The 26118-nt window shown below is 63.2% G+C and carries 22 protein-coding genes, 1 pseudogene and 1 riboswitch; of the genes and pseudogenes, 2 read left to right on the forward strand and 21 right to left on the reverse strand.

What is annotated here, in order from left to right:
* Positions 1-18: 18 nt before the first annotated feature.
* The 21 genes from QWI75_RS14180 to QWI75_RS14280 form a co-directional block, all read right to left on the reverse strand.
* Entirely contained in the window at positions 19-957 is a 939-nt protein-coding gene (locus QWI75_RS14180) for a M48 family metallopeptidase (RefSeq protein WP_289269232.1), read from the reverse strand.
* 129 nt (positions 958-1086) lie between these two features.
* Positions 1087-2058 (reverse strand): signal peptide peptidase SppA, encoded by a 972-nt coding sequence (sppA, locus tag QWI75_RS14185; RefSeq protein WP_289269233.1) that lies wholly within the window; start codon positions 2056-2058, stop codon positions 1087-1089.
* Positions 2051-3247: a glutamine-hydrolyzing carbamoyl-phosphate synthase small subunit gene (gene carA, locus QWI75_RS14190; RefSeq protein ID WP_370693643.1), complete on the reverse strand. Its 1197-nt coding sequence runs from the start codon at positions 3245-3247 to the stop codon at positions 2051-2053. The genes sppA and carA overlap by 8 nt, the downstream gene beginning before the upstream one ends.
* Positions 3247-3822 carry a DUF4149 domain-containing protein gene (locus QWI75_RS14195; RefSeq protein ID WP_289269235.1) on the reverse strand — a complete coding sequence of 192 codons (576 nt, stop codon included), beginning with the start codon at positions 3820-3822 and terminating at the stop codon, positions 3247-3249. Before QWI75_RS14195 ends, carA begins: the two co-directional genes overlap by 1 nt.
* Entirely contained in the window at positions 3822-5117 is a 1296-nt protein-coding gene (locus QWI75_RS14200) for a dihydroorotase (protein WP_289269236.1), read from the reverse strand. The genes QWI75_RS14195 and QWI75_RS14200 overlap by 1 nt, the downstream gene beginning before the upstream one ends.
* Before the next feature lie 46 nt (positions 5118-5163).
* Complete coding sequence (locus QWI75_RS14205) at positions 5164-6084, reverse strand: aspartate carbamoyltransferase catalytic subunit (protein ID WP_289269237.1); 921 nt, start codon at positions 6082-6084, stop codon at positions 5164-5166.
* Positions 6081-6668: a bifunctional pyr operon transcriptional regulator/uracil phosphoribosyltransferase PyrR gene (pyrR, locus tag QWI75_RS14210; RefSeq protein WP_289269238.1), complete on the reverse strand. Its 588-nt coding sequence runs from the start codon at positions 6666-6668 to the stop codon at positions 6081-6083. Before pyrR ends, QWI75_RS14205 begins: the two co-directional genes overlap by 4 nt.
* Positions 6669-6931: 263 nt before the next feature.
* Positions 6932-8713: a hypothetical protein gene (locus QWI75_RS14215; protein WP_289269239.1), complete on the reverse strand. Its 1782-nt coding sequence runs from the start codon at positions 8711-8713 to the stop codon at positions 6932-6934.
* The gene (locus QWI75_RS14220) at positions 8714-10075 is read right to left on the reverse strand and encodes a glutamate-5-semialdehyde dehydrogenase (protein ID WP_289269240.1); all 1362 of its coding nucleotides are present in this window, start codon (positions 10073-10075) and stop codon (positions 8714-8716) included.
* Between the two features lie 180 nt (positions 10076-10255).
* Complete coding sequence (locus QWI75_RS14225; protein ID WP_289269241.1) at positions 10256-11002, reverse strand: type II secretion system protein; 747 nt, start codon at positions 11000-11002, stop codon at positions 10256-10258.
* A 3-nt stretch (positions 11003-11005) separates the two neighbouring features.
* Positions 11006-11617, reverse strand: coding sequence for a hypothetical protein (locus tag QWI75_RS14230; protein ID WP_289269242.1), 612 nt, complete (start codon positions 11615-11617; stop codon positions 11006-11008).
* A complete protein-coding gene (locus QWI75_RS14235) occupies positions 11614-12201 on the reverse strand; it encodes a type 4a pilus biogenesis protein PilO (protein ID WP_289269243.1) in 588 nt (195 codons plus the stop codon). Before QWI75_RS14235 ends, QWI75_RS14230 begins: the two co-directional genes overlap by 4 nt.
* On the reverse strand, positions 12179-12805 hold the full coding sequence (locus QWI75_RS14240) for a PilN domain-containing protein (protein ID WP_289269244.1): 627 nt from the start codon (positions 12803-12805) through the stop codon (positions 12179-12181). Before QWI75_RS14240 ends, QWI75_RS14235 begins: the two co-directional genes overlap by 23 nt.
* A 5-nt stretch (positions 12806-12810) precedes the next feature.
* Positions 12811-13818, reverse strand: coding sequence for a type IV pilus biogenesis protein PilM (locus QWI75_RS14245; RefSeq protein WP_289269245.1), 1008 nt, complete (start codon positions 13816-13818; stop codon positions 12811-12813).
* 9 nt (positions 13819-13827) lie between these two features.
* A complete protein-coding gene (locus tag QWI75_RS14250) occupies positions 13828-15555 on the reverse strand; it encodes a GspE/PulE family protein (protein WP_289269246.1) in 1728 nt (575 codons plus the stop codon).
* Positions 15556-15632: 77 nt separating this feature from the next.
* The gene (locus QWI75_RS14255) at positions 15633-16868 is read right to left on the reverse strand and encodes a type II secretion system F family protein (RefSeq protein WP_289269247.1); all 1236 of its coding nucleotides are present in this window, start codon (positions 16866-16868) and stop codon (positions 15633-15635) included.
* 27 nt (positions 16869-16895) lie between these two features.
* The gene (locus QWI75_RS14260) at positions 16896-17738 is read right to left on the reverse strand and encodes a LysM peptidoglycan-binding domain-containing protein (protein ID WP_289269248.1); all 843 of its coding nucleotides are present in this window, start codon (positions 17736-17738) and stop codon (positions 16896-16898) included.
* 22 nt (positions 17739-17760) lie between these two features.
* Positions 17761-18177 carry a prepilin-type N-terminal cleavage/methylation domain-containing protein gene (locus QWI75_RS14265; RefSeq protein WP_289269249.1) on the reverse strand — a complete coding sequence of 139 codons (417 nt, stop codon included), beginning with the start codon at positions 18175-18177 and terminating at the stop codon, positions 17761-17763.
* Entirely contained in the window at positions 18152-18658 is a 507-nt protein-coding gene (locus QWI75_RS14270; protein ID WP_289269250.1) for a type II secretion system protein, read from the reverse strand. The genes QWI75_RS14265 and QWI75_RS14270 overlap by 26 nt, the downstream gene beginning before the upstream one ends.
* Positions 18655-20931, reverse strand: a complete 2277-nt coding sequence (locus QWI75_RS14275) for a secretin GspD/PilQ domain-containing protein (protein ID WP_289269251.1) — start codon at positions 20929-20931, stop codon at positions 18655-18657. Before QWI75_RS14275 ends, QWI75_RS14270 begins: the two co-directional genes overlap by 4 nt.
* Positions 20932-21212: 281 nt before the next feature.
* Entirely contained in the window at positions 21213-22511 is a 1299-nt protein-coding gene (locus QWI75_RS14280; protein WP_289269252.1) for a nucleotide sugar dehydrogenase, read from the reverse strand.
* An 841-nt stretch (positions 22512-23352) separates the two neighbouring features.
* Positions 23353-23447: riboswitch (cyclic di-GMP riboswitch) on the forward strand.
* A gap of 566 nt (positions 23448-24013) precedes the next feature.
* Here QWI75_RS14280 and QWI75_RS22885 point away from each other — a divergent pair.
* Positions 24014-24478 (forward strand): annotated as a pseudogene (locus QWI75_RS22885) (BACON domain-containing protein); the annotation flags it as partial.
* A 78-nt stretch (positions 24479-24556) separates the two neighbouring features.
* Positions 24557-26068, forward strand: coding sequence for a BACON domain-containing protein (locus QWI75_RS14290; RefSeq protein WP_289269254.1), 1512 nt, complete (start codon positions 24557-24559; stop codon positions 26066-26068).
* The last annotated feature ends 50 nt before the right edge of the window (positions 26069-26118 follow it).

A 26118-nucleotide genomic window follows, 5' to 3' on the forward strand; every position in this document is an offset into this window, starting at 1 on the left:
GTCTCCTGGTCAAACGGTTCATCCCAGCATGGGCGGCGAATTGATGATCGGGGGCAGTTGGATCGGCTCGGACGGAACCGGCGGGCTCCCGTCCGGCCGGTAGTGACGGAGCGCATCCGGCAACCAGGCTTCGATCTGATTCATGCGGGTGACATCCGAGGGATGCGTGGACAAGAACTCCGGGATGGCCGCCGCCGATCGAAAGCAGAGTTTGCCGATCATGTTCCGGGGGCATCCGCTCATCCGCTCCCAAAAGGGAAGGGCCTCGCGCGGATCGTACCCCGCCTGCGCCATCAATCTCAGTCCGATATAGTCCGCCTCGGATTCCTGCTTCCGGTTAAAGGGCAGGGACACCCCCACGCCATAGGCACTCTGGAGCCCGATCATGGCGCCCGGAGGGACCGCCCCCGTGGCCGCGGCAGCGATGGTGCCGAGCGCCGCGATCTGCTCCAACACGCCCCTGCTCATCCGTTCGGCTCCATGCCGTTGCAGCGCATGGGCCACCTCGTGGCCCATGACGGTTGCGAGGCCCGCTTCGTTCTGGGTGTATTTGAGCAGTCCGGTGAACACCGCCACCTTGCCTCCGGGCAGAGCGAAGGCATTCACGATCCGGTCCTCTTGAATCACCGCAAATTCCCAATGGTATTCCGGCTTGTTCGCGGCCTTGGCAATACGCTCCCCCACCCGATGGATCAGCTCATTTTTCTCGACGCTGGGGCTGAGCGGCGCGCCCCGCAGCACGTCACGGAACGCCGCCGTTCCCATCGCAATTTCTTTCTCTTCGGAGATGAAGATGAACTGATCGCGGGCCGTGCCCGGCGCTTTATAACAGCTCTGAAGGCCGCCGAGCGCGAAGCCGGCGGCGCACACCACCCCTGCTCTCCCGAGCAGCGCGAGCAGGGCGCGCCGGTCGAGCGGAGTCGCCAACCATGTATCCAGCCTGTTCCCGGTTTCCATCGCTCCACTGCCGTCTCTCGGGGTCCCACCGCTGCGCCGAACGGCCCTCTCGCCTCCCAGACTTCTCGCTCCCGCCCCTGCTCGATTTCTCCCAGCAATTCTATCTTCAGCCGTTGAGGCGCAACAGCCTCACGGCATCCAGAGATACATGAACTGCGGCGTCCCGCCCCGCACCAACGAGAAGAGGTCCAGGGAGGGCAGCGCCGAAAGCGCGTTCGGTTGACCGGCCAATCGAGAATAAATATTGTTTCGGTAGTCCCCGGGCCGGCGATAGGTGACCACCCGGGCGTTCGAGACCTTCCCCCGCTTTTTGGCCAACTCCACCGCGTCATCAAGATAACCGATCGCATCGATCAACCCGGCCTCTTTCGCCTGTTCACCGGTGTAAATCCGGCCGTCCGCCAGCTTGCGGATCTGCTCCGGCGAAAGATTCGGCCGGCCTTCATGAATCACCGTGAGAAATCGCCGGTAGAGCTGATCGATCACGCCTTGAAAAATCTCCCGCTCCTCCGGGCTCATGGCGCGGAACGGCGAGCCCATATCCTTGCGGGGCCCCGACGTGACCGCGTTGGCTTCCACCCCAACCTTTTCCAGCAGGCCGCGGGCGTTAACTGTCAACATGATGACGCCCAAGCTCCCGGTGACCGACGAGGGATGCGCCATGATGGCATCGGCGGCTGCCGCCACGTAATAGCCGCCGGAGGCGCCGACATCCACGATCGAGGCCACGACCGGTACTTTTTTTTGCCGCTTATACGAGAGAATCTCGTGATAGAGGATATCCGACGCGGTGACCGTGCCGCCCGGGCTGTTAATGCGCAGGAGCAAGCCTTTGATCCGATCGTCTTTGGCCGCCAACTCCAGTTGCTCCTTCAGATCCGAGAGCATGCTCGGCTGGCTGATGAACCCGTCCTTTTCCTGGGAGCTAATCACGCCGGAGAGATCCACCAGGAGGATCTTGTCGCCACCGGTCCCGCTCAAGACTTCTTCCTTCAGAGGACCGGGACCGGGCGGCAGATTGATCGTCACGCAGCCCGGAATCACCGCCAGCACGGCCGCCAACATGATCGGCACGATCAGGCCCGATCCGATTCTATCCATGACGCTTCTCCATCATCTGCGTGAACTCACGAAACAGGTAGGCTGAGTCATGCGGCCCCGGCGAGGCTTCCGGATGGTACTGAACCGAGAAGACCGGCTGATCCAGCCCGACTAATCCTTCAACGGAGTCGTCGTTCAAACTGAGGTGGCTGATCTGCACCCGTCCCATCGCCGTGTCCACGACCCGAGGCGGCTGCTGGGCTGTGACCGTCCCCGGCACCTGCACCGCAAAATTATGGTTTTGAGAGGTGATCTCGACCGTGCGGGCCCGCAGGTCCATGACCGGATGGTTGGCCCCGTGATGGCCGAACTTCAACTTGTAGGTCTTCAATCCCAGGGCCAACCCGACCAGTTGATGGCCCAGGCAGATGCCCATGACCGGCCGTCGCCCGATCAATTCCTTCACCGCCGCGCTGGCGTAAGGAACCCCTTCCGGATCGCCGGGCCCATTGGAGAGGAGCACCCCGTCCGGATTCAATCGCAGCACCTCCTCAGCCGGCGTCGCCGCCGGCACCACCGTCACGGCACAGCCGACATCCACCAGCCGACGCAAGATATTCTGCTTCACCCCGAAATCATAGACCACGACCCGATACCGGCCCGGTCCGTCCGGCTTCTTGCGCGGGGCCTGGGACCTCGCTCCCCCTTCAGACTCATCCGGCAGCCAGGGATCGGACCCGGCCGTCCAGTCATAGGGACGATCGCACGTGACGTCCTTGACCAGATCGCGTCCGACGATGCTCGGCGCGGAGACGGCCTTCCGGATCAACCGATCTGGCTCCAGATCGAGGTGCGAGATCACCCCCTGCTGGGCCCCATGTTCGCGCAAGTGCCTCGTCAAGGCCCGCGTATCGATCCCCTGAATGCCGACGACGCGAGCCTCGCACAAATACGCATCCAGCGACTGATGACTGCGCCAGTTGCTCGGTCGCCGGCTGCCTTCCGTCACGACGAAGCCCTCGGCCCAGATCCGGCGGGATTCAACGTCGTCCTTGGCGATCCCGTAGTTCCCGATGTGCGGACAGGTCATCGTGACGATCTGTCCCTTATAGGAGGGATCCGTCAGGATCTCCTGATACCCGGTCATGGCCGTATTGAACACGACTTCGCCGACGGTCTCCCCTTCATGGCCCAGCGCCCGCCCGCGAAAGACCGTTCCGTCCGCCAACGCTAAAATGGCCGGCTTCATCATGCCACCGTCACCGATGGGAGCCGGCCCGTGGGCGGCACCGCCGACAACCAGGTCCGAACCTTGAGGACCATCAACGCCATCCCCGCCGCCAGATTCACCATGTAGACGGGGCGCGCGACCGTGTGGCTCATGAAAAAGAACGAATCCCAGGCTGACTTCCGTGCGGCCTCGTCTTTCGCCGTAAAGGCCAGCTCCTGGAGCGTCACCGCCGTAGGATGGAGCCACAAGCCAATGAAGAGCGCGATGACCATGATGCCGATCGTCAAGACCACCTCCGTTTTTCTCGGAGCCATTGACAGGCCCCCCGCCGTTCGATTGATTCGAGCCCGCCCAGCCGTCGCCAATCCAAGTGAGACCAGGCACACGAACGTGGCCCCATTGTACCCGCTGAAGACCCTCGTCAGAAATCGCCCGCCCGGTTCCGTGCCTCCGAACGAATTAAACACCGCGGGTATCACATCCGCAATGATAATGATGAGTCCGCCGGTCCACACGGCGAGCGAGAGCATTTCGACCGTCGCGCAGAGCACCAGCAGGCGCCATCGCGGCCTTGTCCAGCCCTCCGCGCTCATCAGGCGGTCCACACCACGCGGCCGCCGACGATCGTCGCCCGAACCCGTCCCTTGACCTTCCAACCGGCAAACGGCGTGTTTCGGCTTTTGGAATAGGATCGCCCCGAGTCCACCTCCCAGGCTTCGTTCGGATCCACGATCGTCAGGTCCGCATCGGCGCCGGGCGCCAGGGTGCCCTTTCGCAGTCCGAACACCCGCGCCGGCTCGACGGTCAGCTTGGCAATGGCCTGTTCCAACGACAGCACCCCCTCCTCCACCAAGGCCATCGTGAGCGGAAAGGCCGTCTCCAAGCCGATGATGCCGAAGGGCGCATCCACAAACTCAAGTTGTTTCTCATGGGCCGCATGCGGCGCATGGTCGGTCGCGATAATGTCGATGGTGCCGTCCTTGAGCCCGCCCTTGATCGCCTGCACATCGTTCCAGGTGCGCAGGGGTGGATTCATCTTGGCGTGGGTGTCGTACCCGCGCACAGCCTCTTCCGTCAGCGTGAAGTGATGCGGACAGGCCTCGGCCGTGACCGCGATCCCGCGCTGCTTGGCCTCGCGGACCAGCCGCACCGATCCCTCCGTGCTCACGTGGGGAAGATGCAACCGTGCGCCGGTCAGCTCGGCCAACATGATATTGCGCGCCACCATGACCTCCTCGGCCGCATCCGGGATGCCCGGCAATCCGAGTTCGGTCGAGACCACGCCTTCGTTCATGCAGCCGCCGTCGACCAGCGCCGTGTCTTCGCAGTGGTCCACGACCGGGCAGTCAAAGGCCCGCGCATATTCCATGGCCCGCCGCATCACGGCGCTGTTGGTCACGGGTTTCCCATCATCCGAGATCGCCACGCAGCCGGCCGCGCGAAGTTCGCCGATTTCGGCCAACTCCACTCCCTCCGAGCCCTTGGTGATCGCGCCGATCGGATAGACATTCGCCATGCCCGCCGCCCGCGCCCGATCCAGGATGAATTCCGTCACGGATTGACTGTCGTTCACCGGCTTCGTGTTCGGCATGCAGCAGACCGTCGTGAAGCCCCCCGCCACCGCGGCCGTGGCGCCGCTCTCGATGGTTTCCTTGTATTCGAACCCCGGCTCGCGGAAATGGACATGCAGGTCGACGAAGCCCGGTAGGACCAGCTTGCCCGTGGCTTCCAGCACGACCAATTCGCCGGACGCTGGAGAGGGCTGCCGGCGGGCCTGTCCCTCCATTCGAATGACGGCGGCGATCAGGCCGTTCTCGATCAGGACATCGGCCCGCCCGTGAAACCGCCCCGGATCGAGCACGGTTCCTCCCTTGATCAACAATGCCATAGCGCGCTCGCTTTCTCCTCGTTGCCCAATTTATTATTCGCTCGTGCTATTCGCCGCCGGACAGCAGATAGAGAATGGCCATCCGCACCGCCACCCCGTTCGACACCTGATCCAGGATCACGGACGAGAGGCTGTCGGCCACGTCCGAGGCGATCTCCACCCCGCGGTTGATCGGGCCCGGATGCATGACGACGACATCGGGGGCCGCGAGCTTCAGACGCTCCGCGGTCAAGCCGTACAGCCTCGAATATTCGCGGATCGTCGGAAACAGCCCCCGCCCCTGCCGTTCCAGTTGAAGCCGCAACATCATCACGACATGGACGTCCTGGAGCGCCTCGTCGAAGCGGTAATACACCGTCGGGCCGAGCCGCTCGATTCCCAGCGGAATCATCGTCGGCGGACCGACCACTCGCACCTCCGCCCCCAGTTTGATCAGCGCGTGGATGTTCGAACGGGCCACCCGGCTATGGGTGATGTCGCCGACCACCGCCACCTTGAGCCCTTTGAAGTCCAGCTTGCGCTCGCGCATCGTGTAGAGATCCAGCAACGCCTGCGTGGGATGTTCGTGCCATCCGTCGCCGGCATTGATCACGGACGACTTCACCCCGCTCGCGAGCCGCTCCGCCGCCCCGGCCGACGGGTGCCGCAACACGATGATATCCGCCTGCATGGCCTCGATGTTGCGGGCCGTGTCGAGCAGAGTTTCGCCCTTCACGACGCTGCTCGAGGAGGGCGAGAAGTTGATCACGTCCGCGCTCAGCCGCTTCGCGGCCAGCTCGAATGAGGTGCGCGTTCTGGTGCTGGGCTCGAAGAACAGGTTGACGACCGTCTTCCCGCGCAGCGCCGGCACCTTCTTGATGTCGCGCCCGCTGACCTCCTTGAAGGAATCCGCCGTGTCGAGAATGCGCAGGATCTCATCAGCCGAGAGGGGCGCCAAGCTGACCAGATCCTTCTGTTTCAGGCTCATGGGGCGCCTCCGCGCGACGGCTTGCGAAGTACCACCCGGTCGTCTTCCCCCTCTTCCTCCAGAAAGACCTGCACCTCTTCGTCCTGCGCCGTCGGAATGTTCTTGCCGATGTAGTTGGCCCGAATCGGCAGTTGGCGGTGCCCACGGTCGACCAGCACCGCGAGTTGAATTTCCTCCGGCCGCCCGAGGTCGATCAGCCCATCCATCGCCGCCCGAATCGTCCGTCCGGTGAACAGGACATCGTCCACCAATACGACTCGCATGTCGGTGATGTTGAACGGGATCGAGGTCTTCCGGATCGTCGGCGTGCCCTTGCGCAGCCCGAGGTCGTCCCGATAAAGCGTGATATCCAGCTCTCCGCTCGGCACCTGCGCCTGCTCGATCTCGTGAATGCGCTTCACCAGCCGGTGGGCCAGATACACGCCGCGAGTCCGGATGCCGACCAGCGCGAGGCGCTCGGTCCCCTTATTGCGTTCCAAAATTTCGTGCGCAACGCGGCTCAGGGCCCTGGCGATTTCGCTGTGATCCATCACCAGCTTCTCGTCGCGCCGGTGGTTCGGCTTGACCTGGCTTGTTTCAGGCATAAAAAAACCTTCCCACCCTGCGATGCCGGGCAAGAAGGTCTCCACTGGTCGCGTGGCGCATCCCCGCGCCACTCTGTCCGATCACGATCGACCAACTCCTTGCCCACCTCACAGGATGGGCATTAAAGGTTGCCTCACCTTACCGAGTCCGCCCGGTCCTGTCAAGCTTGGCGGAAGTCACGCCTTGATTGACCTGTCTCCTTCTCTTCTCCTGAATCTCCGTGATGATTCTTCAAGCGATAGGTGAATGGTTTCCCGTGGCCTCAGCCCTTGGCCAGCAGCGCCAAGGTCAGCCCGGTCTTGATCCTCGCCTTGGCCAGGATGGTCTGGTGCATGCGGAAGGGAGGCAGCTCCGCCACCGGCCATTGCCCGGCCACGCGCAGCCCCGCCTCCCGATGGCTCTCCTCCGGCATCCGGGGTCCGAAGAGAAACCCCAGTCCTCTCGGAGCCAGCGCCGCAGCGAATCGAGACAGGGATCGCACGAGTTCGCCGGGCTGGTCATGCTGGGCAAAGGGCACTCCATCGTAAATCAGGTCATAGCGCCCCTGGTAGGCCCGGTCGAGGTGGGGCTCGGCCTGGTACAGGCGAACGGAAGTAAGATCTGTCGTGCGCCCTTCCCTGGTCCAATTGGTCCAGAGAGATTGGGCCTGTCGTTGAATGTGCGCGGGATGGCGGAAGAGCACGAGAGCGCTATTGGCCCGCCCCAGGGACAGCAGCGAGGTCAGGCCCGCATCTATATTATGGATCAGGACGGTTTTCGCCCGGTCGATCATCATGCGCAAGGAGGCTTCCTGCTCCAGCAGATCGGTCAGATAGTCCACCACAAAAGCCTGGGTGCCCAGTTCGTCGATCTCCCGCTCATCCTCCGGATAGAGCAACACGGCCCCAAAGGCCTCAGCCGGCGGGACCGGCGGCACACCCTCGGCAAACAGGTCCCGCCAACTCGGCCCAACCACAGACATCAATGAGACCGTGGAATTCTTGACCGCCCCCCAGGAGCTTGGCCAGGCCAGCCTCGTCTCATGATCCCCGTCCTTGAGGACCAACTCACCCTGCTCCACCAGCAGCCCGCGGCCCCCCGGTGCGAAGCCCTTGGCGTCCGGCGCCATGTAGGAGAGTCCTGCGGGATCGTCGGCCACGGTCGCCTTGACCGCCTGTTCCCCTCGGACGGTGACACAGAGGCGGCGGGGTTGGTCGCAGTAGCGGCGCAACGGCGTCGTATGCGGAACCCAGGTCACTTCGTGTGAGCGCGGCGGGTCCATGAAGAGTTCAAAAGGATCGGGCCCCTGCGGCCCTCGCGCGGTAAAGAACCCGCCGAACAGTTTATAGGCGGCCTCCGACGGATAGGTGGGAATCCCCCGATAGCGGAGCAACCGGTCGCCGGCCGGACATTGGTCGTCATACAGCTCGCGGATCAGCTCCAGCACGGCCGAGCCGGTGCCGGGCACGAGCGACTGAAACAGCTCGACGACCGGGAGAAAATCGATCCGGTCCCAATGCATCGCCCCCATGCAGGCCATGAAGCGGGCCCCGTCGAACCGGCCTTGATCAAGCAGGTAGAAGGCATCCTTCCGGTGCCGGATCGTGGCAAGGCCTCGCTCGTCGATGCGCAGATCGTCATCCGTATAGAAGAACTGGATTTCACTCAGCGGCACGCGAAGGGCCTGGGCGGCCATGTGCCGGAGGTCATCGGGACGAATGTGCTGCCAGCCCGGTTTGCGGGACAGATCCAACGTAGTGCTGGTGACAAGCCCGCTCGGACGGATCCCGACCCACTGACCCCAGTCGAGCCAGACCCGCGCCCGCCGCAGCCGTATCGCGCCGCCCTCAGCCGGCTCCCAGTCGCATTCGTGCAGAGGCTGGCCGTCCGGATCGGCATAGAGAATCCTCCGGCCGTGTCCGCCGTAGAGCACGAGATGTCCGGCGGGCTGGCGCAGCGCCCGCCCGCCGGCCTCTGCCAGATCGGTGGCGTAGGGAAGATTGGAAGGGAAAACAAACGTGCCGGGCCTGCCGAGAAGAGCCTGAATGCGGGCGTCGAGAGCCATCTATTCGCGAATCTGCCCGCTCCCCATCACAATGAATTTGGAACAGGTGAGTTCTTCGAGCCCCATGGGACCCCGCGCATGGATGCGGGAGGTGCTGATCCCGATCTCCGCCCCCAACCCGAACTGATAGCCGTCGTTCAAGCGGGTCGAGGCGTTGACCATCACCGCGCTCGCATCAACCTCGCGGAGAAACCGCATGGCCCGCGCATAGTCGTTCGTGACGATCGCTTCCGTGTGGCGCGACCCGTATTTGGCGATATGGTCCAACGCCTCGTCGAGGTGTTTGACGATGCGGACGGCCAAAATGCGCGACAGGAACTCCTTGCCGAAATCGTCCTCGGCGGCGGGTTTCACATCGGGGCACAATTGCAACGTCTTCGGACAGCCGCGGACCTCCACCCCGGCCTCATGCAGCTTGTTGACCAGGGCCGGCAGAAACGTGCGCGCCACCACCTGGTTCACGAGCAGCCCCTCCATGGCATTGCAGGTCGAGGGCCGCTGCACCTTGGCGTTCAGACAAATGGTTTCCGCCATCGCCAGATCGGCGTCCTGATCCACATAGACATGGCAGACGCCTTCGTCATGTTTGAGGACCGGGATCGTGGCATGCTCGGCCACCGTCTTCATCAAGGACGGACCGCCGCGCGGAATGATGAGATCCACGTCGCGATCCTGCTTGAGCAACTCCTCCACGACCTCCCGATCCGGCCGATCGACGAACGAAATCGCTCCCGGCGGGATGCCCTGCGCATCGGCGGTGTCCGACAGGATCTTCGCCAGCATGCGATTGGTCTGGATCGCGTCGGAGCCGCCCCGCAGCACACAGACGTTCCCGGATTTTAGACAGAGAACGGCCGAGTCCACGGTGACGTTCGGGCGCGATTCGTAGATGATGCCGATGACCCCGATCGGAACCCGCACCCGCCCGACCTGCATGCCGTTGGGCCTGGTCCACATCTTCGGCATCGATCCGAGCGGATCGGGCAGGTTCGCCACCGCTCGGACGCCGCGCGCCATCTCCGCGATCCGCTCCGGTGTCAGTTTCAGCCGGTCGGCCGAGGCCTGTTTCTCCGGGTTCTCCCCGTAGGCCGCCAGATCCTTCTCGTTCTCCGCCAAGATGTCCTCGACCTTCGCCTCAAGCGCCTCGGCCATGGCCAGGAGCGCCTGGTTCTTGACGTGGCTGGACAGGGAGGCCAATTTTGATGAGGCCGATCGGGCGCGGGTGACGAGGGTCCGCACATACTCGGGGACCGACAGCTCCGGTTCCTGCTGCGCCTCGCCTTGAGGGGTTTCAACGCTGACCGTCGAAGTTTGCGACGTGGTCCGTTCCAGATCGTTTTGCTGATCCTGCTGCTCCGGCATGGGGTCAGGGCTCCTCTCACAAGACGGCGTCGTTCAAACAATCAAGTGCAGCAGAATACCGTGGCCTTTGAAAAAGGGTCAAGAGCGGCGACGCAGGCCAACGAAGGGCGGAGGCCGGCGATCCTGACAGGATCAGCGCGAAGGAATTGGCGAGAGAATCACGGACTAACGGATCACGGACTACTCAGCCGGACCGGAGCCGCCGGTCTCGGACGGCACGGCGGAAGATGATCCGGTCGGCTGATCTCCCGGTTGAGAGGGCACGGTCCCGTCCTCCGGCTGGTCGATGGAACCGGATGAAAACCCTCCGAAGGCGCCGGCCCCCGCTTGCCCCGTGGCGAACGGGCTGGCTCCCGGCGAGACGGCGCCAGGCCGAGGTCCCGCCTGCGGCCCGGCGGCCGGCGGCATCGTGCCGGTCGGGACCATGCCCAACGGATTCAAGAGATTCACGCTGGACTGATTGGGATGTTGAAAGACCCAATCCCGGTACCGTTTCAGCCCATCAAAATGCCGGACGGCCGGCGGGAACTCATGTTGCTTGAGCGGTTTCTTCGTGCTCCGGCTCCGCACCCCCATGATGCCGCCGGTCGGCGATCGGATCAGCTCCCAGTCTCGCGCCGTGATCGGATCGCGATAGACCTTCCGCAGAAACGGCCGGGGCAGCCTGGTGAGATCCTCCAGCGAGGCCGGATAGATCTCGCCCGGCATCACTCGCCCGCCCTTTCTCGATGCGGAGTAGGCGGCCAGCGCCTGCTGAATTTCGATCCCGCGCGCCAGCAGATCGGCCTCCTGCGCGCGCCGGATCACCGTCTTCCAGGGCTCGGCGGCCGTGACGACCGCCACCCCGATCAACAGGATCGAGAACATCAGGGTGAGGTAGGTGAACCCCTGCTGCGAGGCGATCAGGCGGTTCCTGGGTGGTCCCATGGCCTATTCCGTCGGAACGACATCCACCAGCGGAAGGGTCCGTTCGACCCGGGCCGGCACCTCCAACAGCGTGACATGGTCCGGCTCGATCGCCTTCACGATGAGATGGTCGTCCAAGCGACCGCCGGAAGCCGCGATGTGCAGGTCGTCTTCAAGGGCCAGCACGGCCAGAGGTTTGTCGGGGTTGGCAGCCCCCATCACGACATAGCCCAGGTAGCGCCAGGAAGACCCGCGGGAGGCAGGATGATTCACGGGATCGATTGGCGGAACCGGCTCGGCCACTTCGGCTGGGTCCTCGTCGGCGGTCATGGGAGTCGCGGCGGCCGCTCCTCCTCCAACCGGAGAGGTCGGAGGAGCGAAGATATTCTTCGGCGGCGCAAACCCTCCTTCGCGTTGACTGCGGGTCGCTTCAAATTGCGCCAGGTTGACGTGAAGCCCGCGCTGCGCGGCGGAATTTCGCTCCCCGCTCTGGCCAGCCGGACCGGCAGCCGGTCCGGAAACATTGACCAGGGGCACGCGCGACGGCTCATCGGAAAAGCCAAAGACCCCCCAGGCCACCACCACCCAGAGGCCCAACAGGGCGCCCAGCGCGCGCATGCTCGTCCGTCGACTCATGAGGGAGCCCCGACAGAGGGCCGGTTCTGCTCCCGGTCCGTCCGGAGAAACGTGACGATCCGCATATTGAAGGTCACCGATTGATCCTGGACCCTTGTCCCCGCGACCTGGAGATCCTCGATCAGCAGGAGTTCCTGCGCTGTTTCGAGATTGTAAATAAACCGGCGCAAATCCTCGTATCGTCCGCTGACCGCTCCCTGCAGGACCGCCTTCCTCACCAGCGCAATCTCGGTTTTCTCCACCTGATAGGACAGGCCCGGCACCCGGACATGTTGCGCGCGAGCCTGCTCGGTCAGCCCAAGCGCCAAGGGGGCAAAGTCGCGCTGGTCAGGCAGGCGGGCCAGCACCCGCGCCATGTCCTTGCGCGCCTGCTTCGCATCGACGTGGCGGTTGAGCTGTTGCCGCGCCGATGTCCGTTCCTGCTCCAGCGCCGACCGCTCATCCCGCAGCCGCTCCAGCAGGCCCAGATGGAGTCCGGACCAGATGCCAAGCAGGACACCGACCAACCCAACCCAGGGCACCAGCAGCGCATAGGGGTGGTAAAAGAGCCTGGTCCAGAGATCAGGTGGCGCGGTCTTTGGCATGGCCTCGATAGTGGATTTGCACGTGAAACTCCACCAACCCATCCTCCCGATTCTGGTGCTGAATCAGCACCGGATCGCGAAAATGGGGATGGTCCTGCAGGGTCGTGAGAAAACTCGTGGCGTCTTCGAACGTCACGGCCGAACCGGAAAGTCGGATGACGGCGCTCGACGGGTCCAACCGAATCGACAAAATCCCGACCCGCGCGGGCACGGCCTTCTCCAGCTCGCTCAAGAAGGAGGTCCACGAGAACTCGCGCTGCTCGACCAGGCGATTGACGAACGCCACTTCGGCGGGGAGCCGTTGGAGAGCCGAGTCGGTCAGATCGATGCCCTCGTGTTGGGCTGCCGCCGACAATTGCCGGTCCTGTTCCTGCAACCGGGCGACCGACGCGCGCAGCTCGGCGATCTCCCCGTAGAGATGATAGCCGTCTAAGAGATCCCACGCGATGAAGGCCGCCAAGAGACAGGCGGCCCCCATCAAGCCCCAGCGGATCGGAAACACCGCCGGGTGTGAATAGGAACTCAGGTTGATCCGGAACGACAGCGGCGCCGCCAGCAAATCCTGGATGGCATTCCTGAGACTGATCAGATTCCGTATCTTCATCTTGCTCAACAGACGCTGGCGATCGCAGCCATCGCGCTGGCCGGCAGGTCCTTCCCCCTGATCCGCCATCGCATCGGCTCGCAGACCGTCCAATCAAAAGACACCACCTCAAGGGACAACCGTTCCTGGAGGCCGGCCTGCAAGGTCTCAGACCCTTCGTCCGCCACGACCACAAGCCGGGAGGGCTGGCCCGGGACTCCCTGCTCCTCGTACAGGCGCAGCGACGCTTCGCACTCGCTTGCGATCCATTCGAGCTGTTCGGCGTCCAGGCGGCGATCGGGTCCGGCTGCGCCGGTTGGTCCCAGCAGCTTGGACCGGGTGAAGACGGGTTGCCCCCGGTGAAATGCACAGAGAGTGAACGTCCGATCCAGCAGGCTCAGCCAGAGGAAATCGGCGACCGGCCGCGCCGGCGTCGCCTGGTCCTGCGAGGCCAGCCAGACGTTGCAAAGTTGAAAACTCGGCGTGGTGACGTCGATCGGCACCAACCCGACAGCCTGACAGAGGCCTTCGTACTGCCGGCGCACCGCATCCTGAATCGCGACGGCCAAGACGGTCGCGCCCTGTCCTTTCGACCGAGGATCGAGGGAGGGCAATAGTTGATGACAGACCGTGGCGCCGTTGAGCGGGAAGAGATGGTCCTGGCCGAATCGCCAGCGGATCAGCGCGTCACGCTCGCTCCGCTTCGCCGGGATACGGTCCAGACGGAACACCACGGTACGGACGCAGAGGTCCGGCAGGAGCAAGGTGATGGGGCGAGGCACCCGCGAGAATCGGTCGCCACGCAGGACCCGCATGAACCGCGGGGGCGCGATCAATTCCCGGACGGCGGTTTCGACGGCGGACTCGTCAATCAGGTTCGGCTCCATCGGCGAGAGGCGGATCTGCCCCGGCGCCAAGGGGCGCACCGAACAACGGTGGGGACGCCGGCGCCCCCAGCGGCTCCGCGCATGGACCCAGACCAGTTCCTCGGCTCCGATCTTCAGACAACGTTGCGGGCGCGCCCCCCACCACATAGTGGCCCCTCACGAACGTTCGGCGAACGTCACCCGATTGATTTCCCTCAACGTCGTCTCGCCCCGCAGGACCTTGATCAAGGCCGATTGACGCAACGTGGTCATGCCGTCGGTCATGGCCCGGTAGCGAATCTCCGAGACCGGCCGCCTGGCCAGCAGCATCTCCTTGATCTCATCCGTCAGGTTCAAGAGTTCCGTGAGACACTTGCGCCCGCGATAGCCCGTCCCATGGCATTCCCGGCAGCCGCGGCCCTGGAAGAGAATCGCATCGCGGTAGCGGTCGAAATCCAACCCGGACTCCTCGGCCAATTCATGGTCCAGCTTGACCGGCTCGCGGCAGGTGGGGCAGATGGTCCGCACCAGCCGCTGGGCCAGCACGCAGTTCAAGGCGGAAATGAAGTTATAGGGGTCGATGCCCATGCTCACGAACCGGCCCATCACGTCAAACACGTGGTTCGCGTGGACGGTCGTGAACACCAAATGGCCGGTCAGGGCGGATTGGATGGCGATCTGCGCCGTGTCGGCATCACGGATCTCGCCGACCATGATCTTGTCCGGGTCATGCCGCAGGATCGACCGCAGGCCCCGGGCGAACGTCAGGCCTTTCTTCTCGTTGACCGGAATCTGCACGACCCCAGGCAACTGATACTCGACCGGGTCTTCGATCGTGATCAGCTTGTCCTCCTGGGTATGCAGCTCCGCGATCGCCGCATAGAGCGTGGTTGTTTTCCCGCTTCCCGTCGGACCGGTCACGAGCACCATGCCGTGCGGCGCCAGGATCGCGCGCCGGAACCGCTTGAGGTCTTCGGGATTGAACCCGAGCCGGTCCAGCTTGAGCGACGCCAGCCCGGCCGTGATGGAGTCGCGGTCGAGAATCCGGATGACTACGGACTCGCCGAACACGCTCGGGAGAATGGACACGCGGAAATCCACCGTGCGGCGGTCGATGCGCATGCGGAACCGACCGTCCTGCGGCACGCGGCGCTCCGCAATGTCCAGATCCGACATGACCTTGAGACGCGAGACCAGCGGGGCATGGACCTTGAGATCGAGCTGATCCATCGCCGGGAGCAGAATGCCGTCGATCCGGAACTTCACCAAGGTCGCCTGGTCCGTGGCTTCGATATGGATGTCGCTCGCGCGCCGTTGCAACGCGCTGTGGAGGATCGTGTCCATCAGCTTGACCGCGGGGCTCTGGTCCTCCACCACCTGGTCCGCAGTCAGGATTTCTTCGCCCCGTTCATCCTCCTTGACCAGGACGGACCGGTACTCGGCTTCCAACTCCCGCAACGCATGGCTGGCCCCCTCTCCCCGCCCCAGCGCGCCTTGAATGGCCGGACGAGGGCTGACCACCAAACGCAATGAACGGTTCAACAGGAGTTCCAGCTCATCCAGGGCCAGGAGATTGGCCGGATCGGCCACCGCGATCGTCAACACGCCGTCCTGCTCCGCGATCGGGACAAACGGGTACCGTTGCATGAGCTTGACCGGAATGCTCTGATAGAACTTGGGATCGACCTCGACATTGGAGAGCGAGTCGTAGGGCAGCCCATATTGCTCGGCCGTCGCCTGCGCCAACTGTTCGTCGGTGATGAGGCCGGCCGACACGAGCAGCGGGCCGATCTCGCCCGCTTCATTGCCTCGTGTGCTGATCGCCTCATGGGCGGCACTGTCGGTCACGGCCTGCTGCCGCACGAGCACCTCGATCAATGACGGACGGTCGAATTTCGTCTGCATGGACAAGTGCGCTCAGCTCCCGCCGGTCTGCCGGAAGCCAGGGTGAGCGGGGTCGGATAGATGCGCGCGCCTCACCCTCATTGCACGCTCCCCGCCATCTGAAACACCGGCAGATACATGATGATGACGATGCCCCCGACCAGGACGCCCATCAGCAGCAAGAGGGCGGGCTCGATCCAGGTCGTCAACTGGGTCAGCCGAATATCCAACTCCGCCTCGTAGAACTCTGCCACGTCCTTGAGCATCGTTTCGAGCGATCCGGTTTCCTCGCCGACGGCCAGCATCTCCACGGCCAGCGAGGGAATGACCGGCGGATGCCGCAGGGCCGCCGTCAGACTGGAGCCTTCGCGGACCTGCTCGACGGTGCGCGCAAGGCCCTCGCCGACGGCCCGGTTCGAGACGGCGCTGCGGGAAATCTGCAGGGCCTCGACGAGCGGCGTGCCTCCGCCGAGGACCGTGGCGAGCGTGCGGGTCAACTGGACCGTGTAATGCCGCCACAGCACCGCCCCCAGCAGGGGTACTCGCAAGAGCACGCGATCGGTCGCCAGACGCCCGGCCTCCGTCCGATACCAGGACCGCGCCGCGACGGCCGCCGCGAGGAAGCTCCCCGCGAACAATGGGAAGTTCGCGCGCAACGTGTGAATGGCGCCGAGCAGCCATTGTGTTGCCGCGGGCAAGGTGCGGGCTTGCTCGCCATAGGCCGCGATGAAGGTCGGCATCACATAGGTCAACAGAAACCCGACGACACAGATCCCCACCACCACGAGGAAGAGCGGATAGGTGAGCGCCTTCCACACCTTTTGGCGAAGGCCGATCATCAACTTCAGATAGGCGACATAGCGCTGGAGCACCTCCGGCACGTTGCCCGCCTGCTCTCCAGCCTTCAATGTGGCGACGTAGAGATCCGAAAAATAGAGCGGATGTTGCGCCAACGCATCGGAGGCGGATGCGCCCCCGCGAATCTCCTGGCGCACCGCGCGAAGTGTCTCCCGAAATCCGGCATGTGGCGCGCGCTCGATCAACAGGTCCCACACCTTCAAGACCGGCAGGCCGGACCGGATCAACGCCAGGAGCTCCTGGTTGAAGATCAAGAACTGCTGCGGCGGCAGCTTGGTCCATCGTCCCGACAATCCGATGGTGCCGATCGATCCGACAGAAGGGCCGACCGACCAAGCCCCCTGCCGGCGGACGCGGAACACCAGGAAACCCTGCCCTTCGAGCTTGGTGCGAACGGCCATTTCATTGTCGTCTTCGATCTCGCCGACGAACGTCGTGCCGTCGGCGCGCGCCACCTTGTAAGCGAACAGCGGCATCGGGATGGCCAGAGCCCTTTCTACGGATCAACGGATCCCGGTGTCAGGAATCATCAGCGCCTGTCCTACCTGGATCAGATCGCCCGACAGGCCGTTCAGAGCGCGGAGCGCCTCGACGTCCACCCCGTACCGCCTCGCCAGCCGCCAGAGGGTATCGCCGGCCTGAACGGCAATGCGTCGCACGAAGGACTCGGCCGTGCCTCCAGATTCCCGGCGGAACGAAACGGGCGACCCACCTCCGTCCGGTTGCAGGACCGGCGCAGTTGGTTCAGGCATCGGGTCCGTCGATGGAGACTGGTCCGGCAAGACAGCAGCAGGCGGAGGGGGCTCCGGAACCTGAGGAACCGGAGACGCCACCGGGGGGACTGGGGGACTGGGCATGGCTTGCCCGATGGAAGGAGGGACCGGCTGGGCCTGTCGCTTGGACCGAAGCTTGGTCCGAGGAGCCGGCGGGGCCTCAAGTTTGGAGGACCGCTCCCGTTCCACCCTGATGCCGGCCAGTTCTTCCCGCTGGAGTTCGATGATGTGGCGCGCATCCGCAAGGCGCCGTTCGACTTCGCGCAGCCGGCCTTCCAACTGCGCCCGGGCGATCAGCGCCGAACTCAACTCCTGCCGTTGGCTGTCCAGTTCCAACCGCAGATCGGCCAGGTTCCGCTCGGCCTCCCGGGCCGCGGCCCGCATCGTATCGATGGTGAGGTGGTAATCCGCCACGTCCGGATCTTCCATCGGTTCGAGATCCGCGCAGCCGCTCATCAGAAGGATCAAGCCCCCGACCAACAGCCGCACCAGGCATGAGAAGGAGCCGGCCCCTCGATCGGGCGGCGCGACCGGTGGCGAGGACGAGCGTGATGGCCGGGGATCATGCGACATGGAGGTGGATAACCTCGGCGGTTCACCAACGGTTGTACGGCACGCCGTTGCTGCCGATAAGATCCGATCCTGAATACACATCGAAGACGCCTCCCTCGACCGGCTCGAGAATTTGCTGCCAGGTGGACGAGGATTGCGTGAACGGATCGACGGGAACCGCTCGCAGGTATCCGGCTCGGACCAGCTCATCCAATGATCCCGGATATTTGCCTTGGTCCGCTCGATGTTGGTCCAGCACATCCCGCATCGTAAACAGATCCTGCCGCAACGCCGCTTCCTTCGCCTTGACGGAAGCCGCTTGATAGGAGGGGGCCGCGAGCGTCGCCAAGATCCCCACGACCGACAAGACCGTCATGAGCTCGATCAGGGTGAAGCCACGCTCCGCGCGCCGCCGTGGATCACCGGCCCCGGCGTCACCAATCTTTATACTTGGTGCCATCCAGCGCCACTTCTTCGCTCTTCGTGGAGACGTCATAGATGTCCGTGCCGCACCACGAATCGGCCGTGGGAGGGTCCTGGTAGCAACGGAGCCGCCATTCGTTCTTGCCCGTCAACGGATCGACCGGAATGGCCCGCAAGTACCGCCGCACCGCCACCCCCTTCACGGTCGCCTCCTGGCTCGTCAACTCGACCCCGAGCAAGGCGCGCAGGGATTTCGGATACCCATAGGGGCCGCTCACGTCCCGGCAGGTCAGCTTGTTCTTGATGCATTGCACCCCGAGCAAGGTGTCGCCCTCGCGGTTCCATTCGGTCTTGAAGAGATCAATCGCCGCGCGCATGACGCGCAAGTGCTGCCGGAGCTCCAGTTCCTTGCCGCGCTTCACGGAGACCCGATGCAGCGGCACCGCCACCGACGCCAGCACGGAGAGGATCGTCACCGTCACCAGCAATTCCAGCAATGTGACGCCGGAATCCTTCATCGCACCCGGACGATGGCCATGCGTTCGGCGGCCCCCGCCGACGGCCATTCGACCTGCACCGAGGACACGCCCGCGGCCTTGGCCGCGAACGTCAACAGCGCGACCTCGCCCGCGGCCGTTCCGGCCTTGGACGGCGGCAAGACTTTGACCGCCACCATCCCGGCTTCTCCGGGCGACGAATCATCCAGCAAGACCGAGCCTCCCCGGTTCTTGAACGCCTGCGACTCCTGAATGAGCCGCAAGGTCAGGATGGCCGGGTCGAAGAGGATCTTGACCGATTCCGACGCCGCCGCCTTGACGTCCTGTCCCACCAGACTCAACCGAATATCCTCGCCCACGCGCGCCGTCACATCCTTCACCCTGATTCCGGTCCGCGACGGCTCCTGCGCCGCCGTCCCGGTGGACGGCGGCGCGACGCTCGGCCGCGCCCCCTCCTCGAGCGGGACCGCCGGCCGCGTGGGGTCGCCCGGCAGATCCATCCGCAGGGAGGTCCTGCGGGCCGCCGAAGAAAACATCGGTTTGGTCGTGTAGATGCTGTCGGTGCCGGACCAGAACACCTGGTTGTGCAGGCCCGGCACGTGCGCCGGATCGAGAATGCGCGGGGTGATCGTGAGAATCACCTCCGTGGTCACGCGCTCGGTTTGGAAGGAACTGAAGAAGTTGCCGATGACCGGCAGGTCCCCCAGCCAGGGAACGGTCACGCGCACCTTTCGGTCTTCCTCCTGAATCAGCCCGGCCAGCACGATCGTTTCGCCGTCCTTCATGCTCAAGGTCGTCTCGGCGCTTCGATTGCCGAACCGAAACTGCTCGATCGGCGGCGAGGCCTGGAGCAACACCTTGTCGCCGATCCGGATGACCTCGATCTTCATCTTCAAGGAGAGGTCGTGCGAGAGCCGGATCGACGGCTCGACGGTCAGCTTGACGCCGGTATCGCGGAATTCCACCGAGGTGACGGTCGAGGTCGTCGGCACCGCGCCGGTCGTGGCCTGGCCGGGCAGCACGTTCGTCGTGGACAGGAGAATCGGCTGCTTGTCGCCGATGTTGACCTCGCCCTTGCGGTTGTTGACCACGCGCAGCTTGGGCGAGGCGAGCGTCTTGGCGTCCGTCACCGACTTGAAGAAATCCAGGACGATGTTCGTCGGCAGCTTGAACAGGAAGCTGTCCTGCCCGAGGCTCGTCAGTTGCCGGTAGGTGAACTGCTGGGCCAAGTCCCCCGCGATCGACCCGGTGAAGCCCGGCGGGACGATCGCCATGCCCGCCTGCTTGGGAAACGTGAGCCCGTACTTTTCCGCCTTGGTCCGATTGACCTCCAGCACCTCGACATCGAAGATGACCTCCGGCTCTTCGCGGTCGTTGGCGGTGATGATGCGCTCGGCCAGCTCCACCTTCTCCGGGGTGTCGCGGATCACGATGGTGTTGATCTGCTCGTTGGCATGGAGGCGCTTCGTGTCCAGCATGGTCCTGAGCAGCGCCAGCATGTCCTTGGCCTTCGTGTGGGACAGGTAGAAGGTCCGGATCATGAGATCCTGATATTGTTCCTGCTTCTGCTTCGTATTCGGGCTGATCAGCAACATCTGCGGGCCGACGCGGCGCGAGAAGAGGCTGTTGCTGTTCAGGATCAGCTCCAAGGCTTCGTCGAACGGCGTGGCTTCGATGGCGATGCTGACCGGATCGTTGCGCACGTCCTTGTCGAACACGATGTTCATGCCGCCGATCTTCGCGAGACTTTCCAGCACCTCCTTCAGCCCCGCGCCCTTGAACTTAAGCGTCACCGGTTGCGCCAGGGGATCATCCCGCTTGTCCGCTTCCTCCTGTTCGCTGAGCCGGGAGATGCCTTCCGAGGCCTTATCCGAAGCCGGGTCCAACTCGGCCGCGTGCGTATAGGCCTGGAAGGCATCCTCTCTCCGGCCGAGCTGGACCAGCTTCTCCGCTTCGCGCACCCGGTCTCTGGCTTCCTTGAGCCGCAATCCTTCGGTCAACCCGTCCTGGTGCGCGCGGTTCATGGGCTCGAGCGTCAGCGCGCGCTTGAACGCCTCGACCGCCGGTTCAATCTGCCGCTCCTTCAAATAGGTCCGGCCCTGCTCTTCATACTTCGCCGCGGTGCGCTCCCGCGCCAGCTCAAATTTGTGCTGGAGCGAGGCATTGAACGGATCGTCCTTGAGCGCAAGTTGATAGGCGGTCATGGCCTCTTCCCAACTGCCGGAGGCCATGAACTGGTCGCCGCGCCGCGGATCGACCGCCGTCAGCGACGCGCAGCCGAACAGGGTCAGCATCAGGAGGGCCGATGTCGAAAGGACCGGGATGGGTCGCGTCGAACGGCGAGCGGGCAAGACACACCTCAACCGAGTGTCAACGGAACAGAATCGACATTTTCGAATTCTAACAAATCACTCCCGGCTCGCAAGGAATGCCGACTTTGATGCGATCGGAAGAAGTGAGGCGAGGACGAGAATGGGGAATGAGGAATGAGGAATTAGAAATGAGGAATGAAGAATGAAGAATGAAGAGGGAGGAGGGCGCAGAACCAGAGGAGGAAAGAGCGAATCCACCTCCTTTATAACCGCCAGTAGGCAATGGTTGGCGGGATCGTCTTCGCATCGAGACAAGCCTTGACGTCGATCAACACCCCCTCCGACGGCGCCCGCAGCACCGCCAAGAGCTTCGGCGCTCCCATGTCCAGATAGGCGGTGTGCGCGACGGCCAGGATCAGCGCATCCACGTTCGTGATCTGCTCCCACGGCATCAAATGAATGCCGTATTCCGCCACCGCTTCCTCGGCCTCCGCCAGCGGGTCATGCACCAGGACCTCCACGCCGAAATCGCGCAACTCGCGGATGATATCCGGCACGCGGCTGTTCCGCAGATCCGGCACGTTCTCTTTGAAGGTGAGGCCCAGCACCCCCACACGGAGCTGTTTCATGGGGCGATCGACCCGGCCCAAGAGTTTGATCGTCTTTTCGGCCACGAATTTACCCATCCCATTGTTGATGCGCCGTCCGGCGAGAATCACCTGGGGATGGTAGCCGACCGATTCCGCTTTGGCCGTCAAGTAATAGGGGTCCACCCCGATGCAGTGGCCGCCGACCAGGCCCGGCGTGAATTTCAAGAAGTTCCATTTGGTTCCGGCCGCCTCGAGCACCGACTTGGTATCGATGCCGAGCCGGTCAAAGATCAACGCCAGCTCATTCATCAGGGCGATATTCAAATCGCGCTGGGTATTCTCGATCACCTTGGCCGCTTCCGCCACGCGGATGCTCGACGCGCGGTGAATGCCGGCCTTCACCACCAGGGCATAGGTGTTGGCCACGATCTCCAACGTCTCCTCGTCCTGGGCGGAGACGACCTTGACGATCGTTTCCAGCGTATGGGCCTTGTCTCCCGGATTGATGCGTTCGGGCGAATAGCCGATCTTGAAATCAACGCCGCATGTGAGTCGGGAACGTTTCTCCAGGATGGGCCGGCAGATTTCCTCGGTCGCCCCGGGGTAGACGGTCGATTCATAGACGACAATCGCGCCCCGCGACAGGTTGTCGCCGATCAGTTCCGAGGCCATCCGCAACGCCTTCATGTCGGGCTGGAGCGCGTCGTCGATCGGCGTCGGCACCGCCACAATGATGAAGTCGGCGGCCTTCAAATCCGACGGTTCAGCCGTATAGGTCACTCGTGAGGCCTGAAGGTCGGCCGGCGAGACCTCGCGTGTTCGGTCGATGCCGCGGCGCAGCTCCTCGATTTTCGTCTTATCGATGTCAAAGCCGATGACAGGAGTCTGCTTGCCGAACGCGACCGCAATCGGCAACCCGACGTACCCCAGGCCGACCACCGCAATCTGCCGAGCAACCCGCGACTGACTCATTCCCATATCCTCCATACCAAGCTTTGCTTGAACCGGTGCCTCTTTATCGTCTTATCGTATCTGCCGGCACCGGAGAAACACCTTCAGTGCTTCTCTTCGCCTTCCTCATACCAACCTTCGGTTGACCCGGCGGCTCATCGGGCGCAGCCCCTCTATACCAAGCTTCGCTTGATCCGCCGGCTATTCATCGTTGTATTGTAACTGGGCCGGCGGAGAAGCACCCTACATGGTTCCGTTCTTTTTCATATGCTGCCGGAGAAACGCCTGCATACCAAGCTTTGCTTGAACCGGTGCCAATATACCAACGCCGACAAGACGAGACGGCTTGCGTCCGAGGAGCAACACATAGCACAGCCCAAAGACGAGTGGAAGCGAAATGGACGATTCACAGTCCCAATCCCTGCGCTGGACCGGCCGGCTGTGCAAAGGAGGCCATTCAGGGGACGGTCTCTCGAACCGCTTTGATTCGTTCGGCTTGAAGCAGAGACCCATTGAACTCTCCAGCCTACAGGTCGTACAGCGATGTACGGGAGCAAGCCCCTCGGTCCTCCCGACCAACAGTTCCATCCCAGCCAAAAATCCCCTGGCAATTTTTGGTAACCGATTGATATATTGCCGAATCTTAAACCGACCCCTTCTCGCATTCGCGGACAAGGTTCAGAACGAGTCAGCGGCACTTGTTTTGCTTTACACACAACGAAAAATGGAAGTATTTCAGACAAAATTTCGTCCTCGTGAATGTGTCATCTAATAAGCAAAGAAAAGAAAGACAACCTCATCCACCTGCGGGGCATGTGGACGACGACAGATTGAACGAGCAGAACGCATAGCGAGCTTCGTCGCGTGACAAGGGCAAACCGCCTGTAAAGGCGGGACGCAAAGCTAAGAGACCCCAGCGGGATCACGAGAGACCCGACGGTCAGTCTGGCTGCCACGCTGGCTCGATGGGTGACTTCGGTAACCTGCATGTGTCTTTCCCCTGCAGTTACCCAAACGAGCGTGGTAGCCGGCGCCAGATGTAACCAAGGAGGACCGGAACCATGCCTCGCACAGATCATAGACCCACGTGTTTCACTTTCAGTGAGGTGTTCACACTCTCCCTGGGTGGGCTTGTCTTGAGTACGGCGGTCCTCTCCTCGCCGGCATTCGGCAATCATGCCGTGCTTGCGCAAGACTGGACGGGAGCGAGACAGCAGGGAGACCGATCCTTGGTTCGATTGGTCAGCGATCGGGACCATCGCCATTCGTTGATCCGAAGACCATCCGCCAAAAGTTCGACCGGCACAGAGCGATCCACGGATACCCTCTCAGAGGAAACGAACACCGAGAAACGGTCAAAGACCTTGTTGAAACGGCCGAGTACGACATCGACGCAGAAGACGAGACCGGTTGCTCCCTCCCAGGCGACCGTCACCACCTCGGCACCGACCGTGACAACGGTTCCGTCCTCGACGGTGTCGCCCGCTCCGACTCAGAGCACTACCACCACACAAACCCGCTCGATGCCATCATCGTCGATCTCGACTGTGGCTCCACGTTCCCTGCTGGGCAGCACGACCGGTGGGGTGACCGTCGGCACGGCCTCAACGACCACCACCACGACATCCCTGACGGCGGCGACGAGCACCACCACGTCCACATCTTCAACTGAGACCCCGAAAGGGAGCGGCCGGAAGTTTTCGCAGGTCCTGTCGCAATTCCCGGAGGTGGAGGAAGCGGTCAAGACAAAAGGCAAGGGGTCGAATGGTCCGCCCCAAACCCTCAATGTCTCGCCAACGGCGTTGGTCTTTTCAGCGACAGCCGGCTCGGGGAATCCGCCCAGCCAAGCCTTTTCCGTCTCGAAGAGCGGAGGTGGACCGCTCTCCTGGACCGCCAGCGAGAATGCCGCATGGCTTTCCTTGAGCAGCTCCTCAGGCGGCAATAATCAGACGGTCTCGGTTTCCGTCAATACCAGCGGACTCCCGGCCGGCATCTATTCCACTCCGATCACAGTCAGCGCCTCAGGGGCCTCAAACTCTCCCCAGACGGTACTGGTGTCTTTGGCCGTGAATGCTGCACAGGTGACCGTGCAGCCCAAGATCGGCTTGAGTCCCAGCAGCTTGGCCTTTACGGCAACACAGGGCGGGGCCAATCCGGCCAATCAAACCGTCGCCGTCACCAACACCGGCACCGGGACCCTCACCTGGACGGTCGCGGACAACGTCAACTGGTTGACCGCCACCCAGTCCGGCAGCTCTATCGTCGCAGGTGTGAACCTCTCCGGGCTGGCCGCCGGGACCTATAATGGCGCCATCACCGTAAGCGCCAGCGGCGCCACCAATACGCCACAGACGATCCCGGTCAGCTTGACCGTGGCCGCCGCACCCGTGGCTTCGCCGACAATCGCGCTGAGTCCGACGAGTTTGGCATTTAGCGGAACCCAAGGCGGGACCAACCCTGCCAGCAAGACCGTGACGGTCTCCAACACCGGTGGCGGCACCCTGACTTGGACCGCCAGCGACAATGCCAACTGGTTGACCGCCACCCAGTCCGGCAGCTCCATCGTCGCAGGCGTGAACCTCTCCGGGTTGGCGGCCGGGACCTACAATGGCGCCATCACCGTGAGCGCGACCGGAGCCACCAACACACCGCAGACGATCCCGGTAACATTAACAGTCACGGCTGCACCGGCCCCAGCGCCTACTCCCGCATCGAGCATCAGTGCGACCCCCGCTAGTATTTCGATCACGGTTCCAGCAGGAACCACCGCCGTTCAAGAGTTTACTTTCGATATCAACAGTTCCGGGGGAAGTACGGGTTGGTCCATTAATGATCCCGCCTATTGGATCCTTCGAGATCCTTCATCGGGAAGCACACCGTCCAAAATGCATGGTTATGTATACCCGGAGTTCTTTAAGACCGCCGGAACCTACAGCGCCACCTTCACAATTACTCCGTCCAGCTCCGCCATCACCCCTATTTCAGTTCCAGTCACATTGACTGTCACGGGGTCTCAGACTCAACCGACGCAACCGAGCATTGGATTGAGTCCCACGAGTCTCGCATTCACTGGAACACAAGGAGGAAGCAACCCGAGCAGCAAGACCATCACCGTCTCCAATACCGGCAGCGGGACCTTGAGCTGGACGGTCGCGGACAATGCAAACTGGCTCACCGCCACCCAATCCGGCAGTTCCATCGTGGCGGGTGTGAACCTCTCCGGGTTGGCGGCCGGCACCTATAACGGAGTTATCACCGTCTCGGCCACCGGGGCCACCAACACGCCGCAGACTATTCCAGTGGCGTTGACGGTGACTGCCTCCGGCTCAACAACAACAGGATCGGTCACGCTCACGTGGAACGCCAACACTGAACAGGATCTGGGCGGGTACAAGATCTATCGTGCAACCTCGTCCGGAGCCTACGGCGCCCCCATCGCCACGATCAACGGGAACGTGACCAGTTACGTGGCCAGCGGGCTGCCCACGGGGACGACCTATTTCTTCGTCGTCACCGCGTTCGACAACAGCGGCAATGAAAGCTCGTATTCCAACGAAGTGAGCAAGAGCCTGTACTGATCGAGCACCATCGAAGAAGAGACGCCGAACGAGCACAGACAGACCATCGG

It is taken from the genome of Nitrospira tepida (assembly GCF_947241125.1).
In the GTDB taxonomy this organism is placed as follows: Bacteria; Nitrospirota; Nitrospiria; order Nitrospirales; family Nitrospiraceae; genus Nitrospira_G; species Nitrospira_G tepida.

Coding starts and splice junctions, on each gene's coding strand:
- QWI75_RS14235 (WP_289269243.1), bottom strand. CDS start 12,201: ATGCCAAAGACCGCGCCACCTGATCTCTGGACCAGGCTCTTTTACCAC.
- QWI75_RS14245 (WP_289269245.1), bottom strand. CDS start 13,818: ATGTGGTGGGGGGCGCGCCCGCAACGTTGTCTGAAGATCGGAGCCGAG.
- QWI75_RS14225 (WP_289269241.1), bottom strand. CDS start 11,002: ATGGGACCACCCAGGAACCGCCTGATCGCCTCGCAGCAGGGGTTCACC.
- carA (WP_370693643.1), bottom strand. CDS start 3,247: ATGAAGCCGGCCATTTTAGCGTTGGCGGACGGAACGGTCTTTCGCGGG.
- pyrR (WP_289269238.1), bottom strand. CDS start 6,668: ATGCCTGAAACAAGCCAGGTCAAGCCGAACCACCGGCGCGACGAGAAG.
- QWI75_RS14200 (WP_289269236.1), bottom strand. CDS start 5,117: ATGGCATTGTTGATCAAGGGAGGAACCGTGCTCGATCCGGGGCGGTTT.
- QWI75_RS14265 (WP_289269249.1), bottom strand. CDS start 18,177: ATGGCACCAAGTATAAAGATTGGTGACGCCGGGGCCGGTGATCCACGG.
- QWI75_RS14280 (WP_289269252.1), bottom strand. CDS start 22,511: ATGAGTCAGTCGCGGGTTGCTCGGCAGATTGCGGTGGTCGGCCTGGGG.
- QWI75_RS14275 (WP_289269251.1), bottom strand. CDS start 20,931: ATGCTGACCCTGTTCGGCTGCGCGTCGCTGACGGCGGTCGATCCGCGG.
- QWI75_RS14250 (WP_289269246.1), bottom strand. CDS start 15,555: ATGCAGACGAAATTCGACCGTCCGTCATTGATCGAGGTGCTCGTGCGG.
- QWI75_RS14195 (WP_289269235.1), bottom strand. CDS start 3,822: ATGAGCGCGGAGGGCTGGACAAGGCCGCGATGGCGCCTGCTGGTGCTC.
- QWI75_RS14270 (WP_289269250.1), bottom strand. CDS start 18,658: ATGAAGGATTCCGGCGTCACATTGCTGGAATTGCTGGTGACGGTGACG.
- QWI75_RS14255 (WP_289269247.1), bottom strand. CDS start 16,868: ATGCCGCTGTTCGCTTACAAGGTGGCGCGCGCCGACGGCACGACGTTC.
- QWI75_RS14260 (WP_289269248.1), bottom strand. CDS start 17,738: ATGTCGCATGATCCCCGGCCATCACGCTCGTCCTCGCCACCGGTCGCG.
- QWI75_RS14240 (WP_289269244.1), bottom strand. CDS start 12,805: ATGAAGATACGGAATCTGATCAGTCTCAGGAATGCCATCCAGGATTTG.
- QWI75_RS14220 (WP_289269240.1), bottom strand. CDS start 10,075: ATGCCGGAGCAGCAGGATCAGCAAAACGATCTGGAACGGACCACGTCG.
- QWI75_RS14205 (WP_289269237.1), bottom strand. CDS start 6,084: ATGAGCCTGAAACAGAAGGATCTGGTCAGCTTGGCGCCCCTCTCGGCT.
- QWI75_RS14180 (WP_289269232.1), bottom strand. CDS start 957: ATGGAAACCGGGAACAGGCTGGATACATGGTTGGCGACTCCGCTCGAC.
- QWI75_RS14215 (WP_289269239.1), bottom strand. CDS start 8,713: ATGGCTCTCGACGCCCGCATTCAGGCTCTTCTCGGCAGGCCCGGCACG.
- sppA (WP_289269233.1), bottom strand. CDS start 2,058: ATGGATAGAATCGGATCGGGCCTGATCGTGCCGATCATGTTGGCGGCC.
- QWI75_RS14230 (WP_289269242.1), bottom strand. CDS start 11,617: ATGAGTCGACGGACGAGCATGCGCGCGCTGGGCGCCCTGTTGGGCCTC.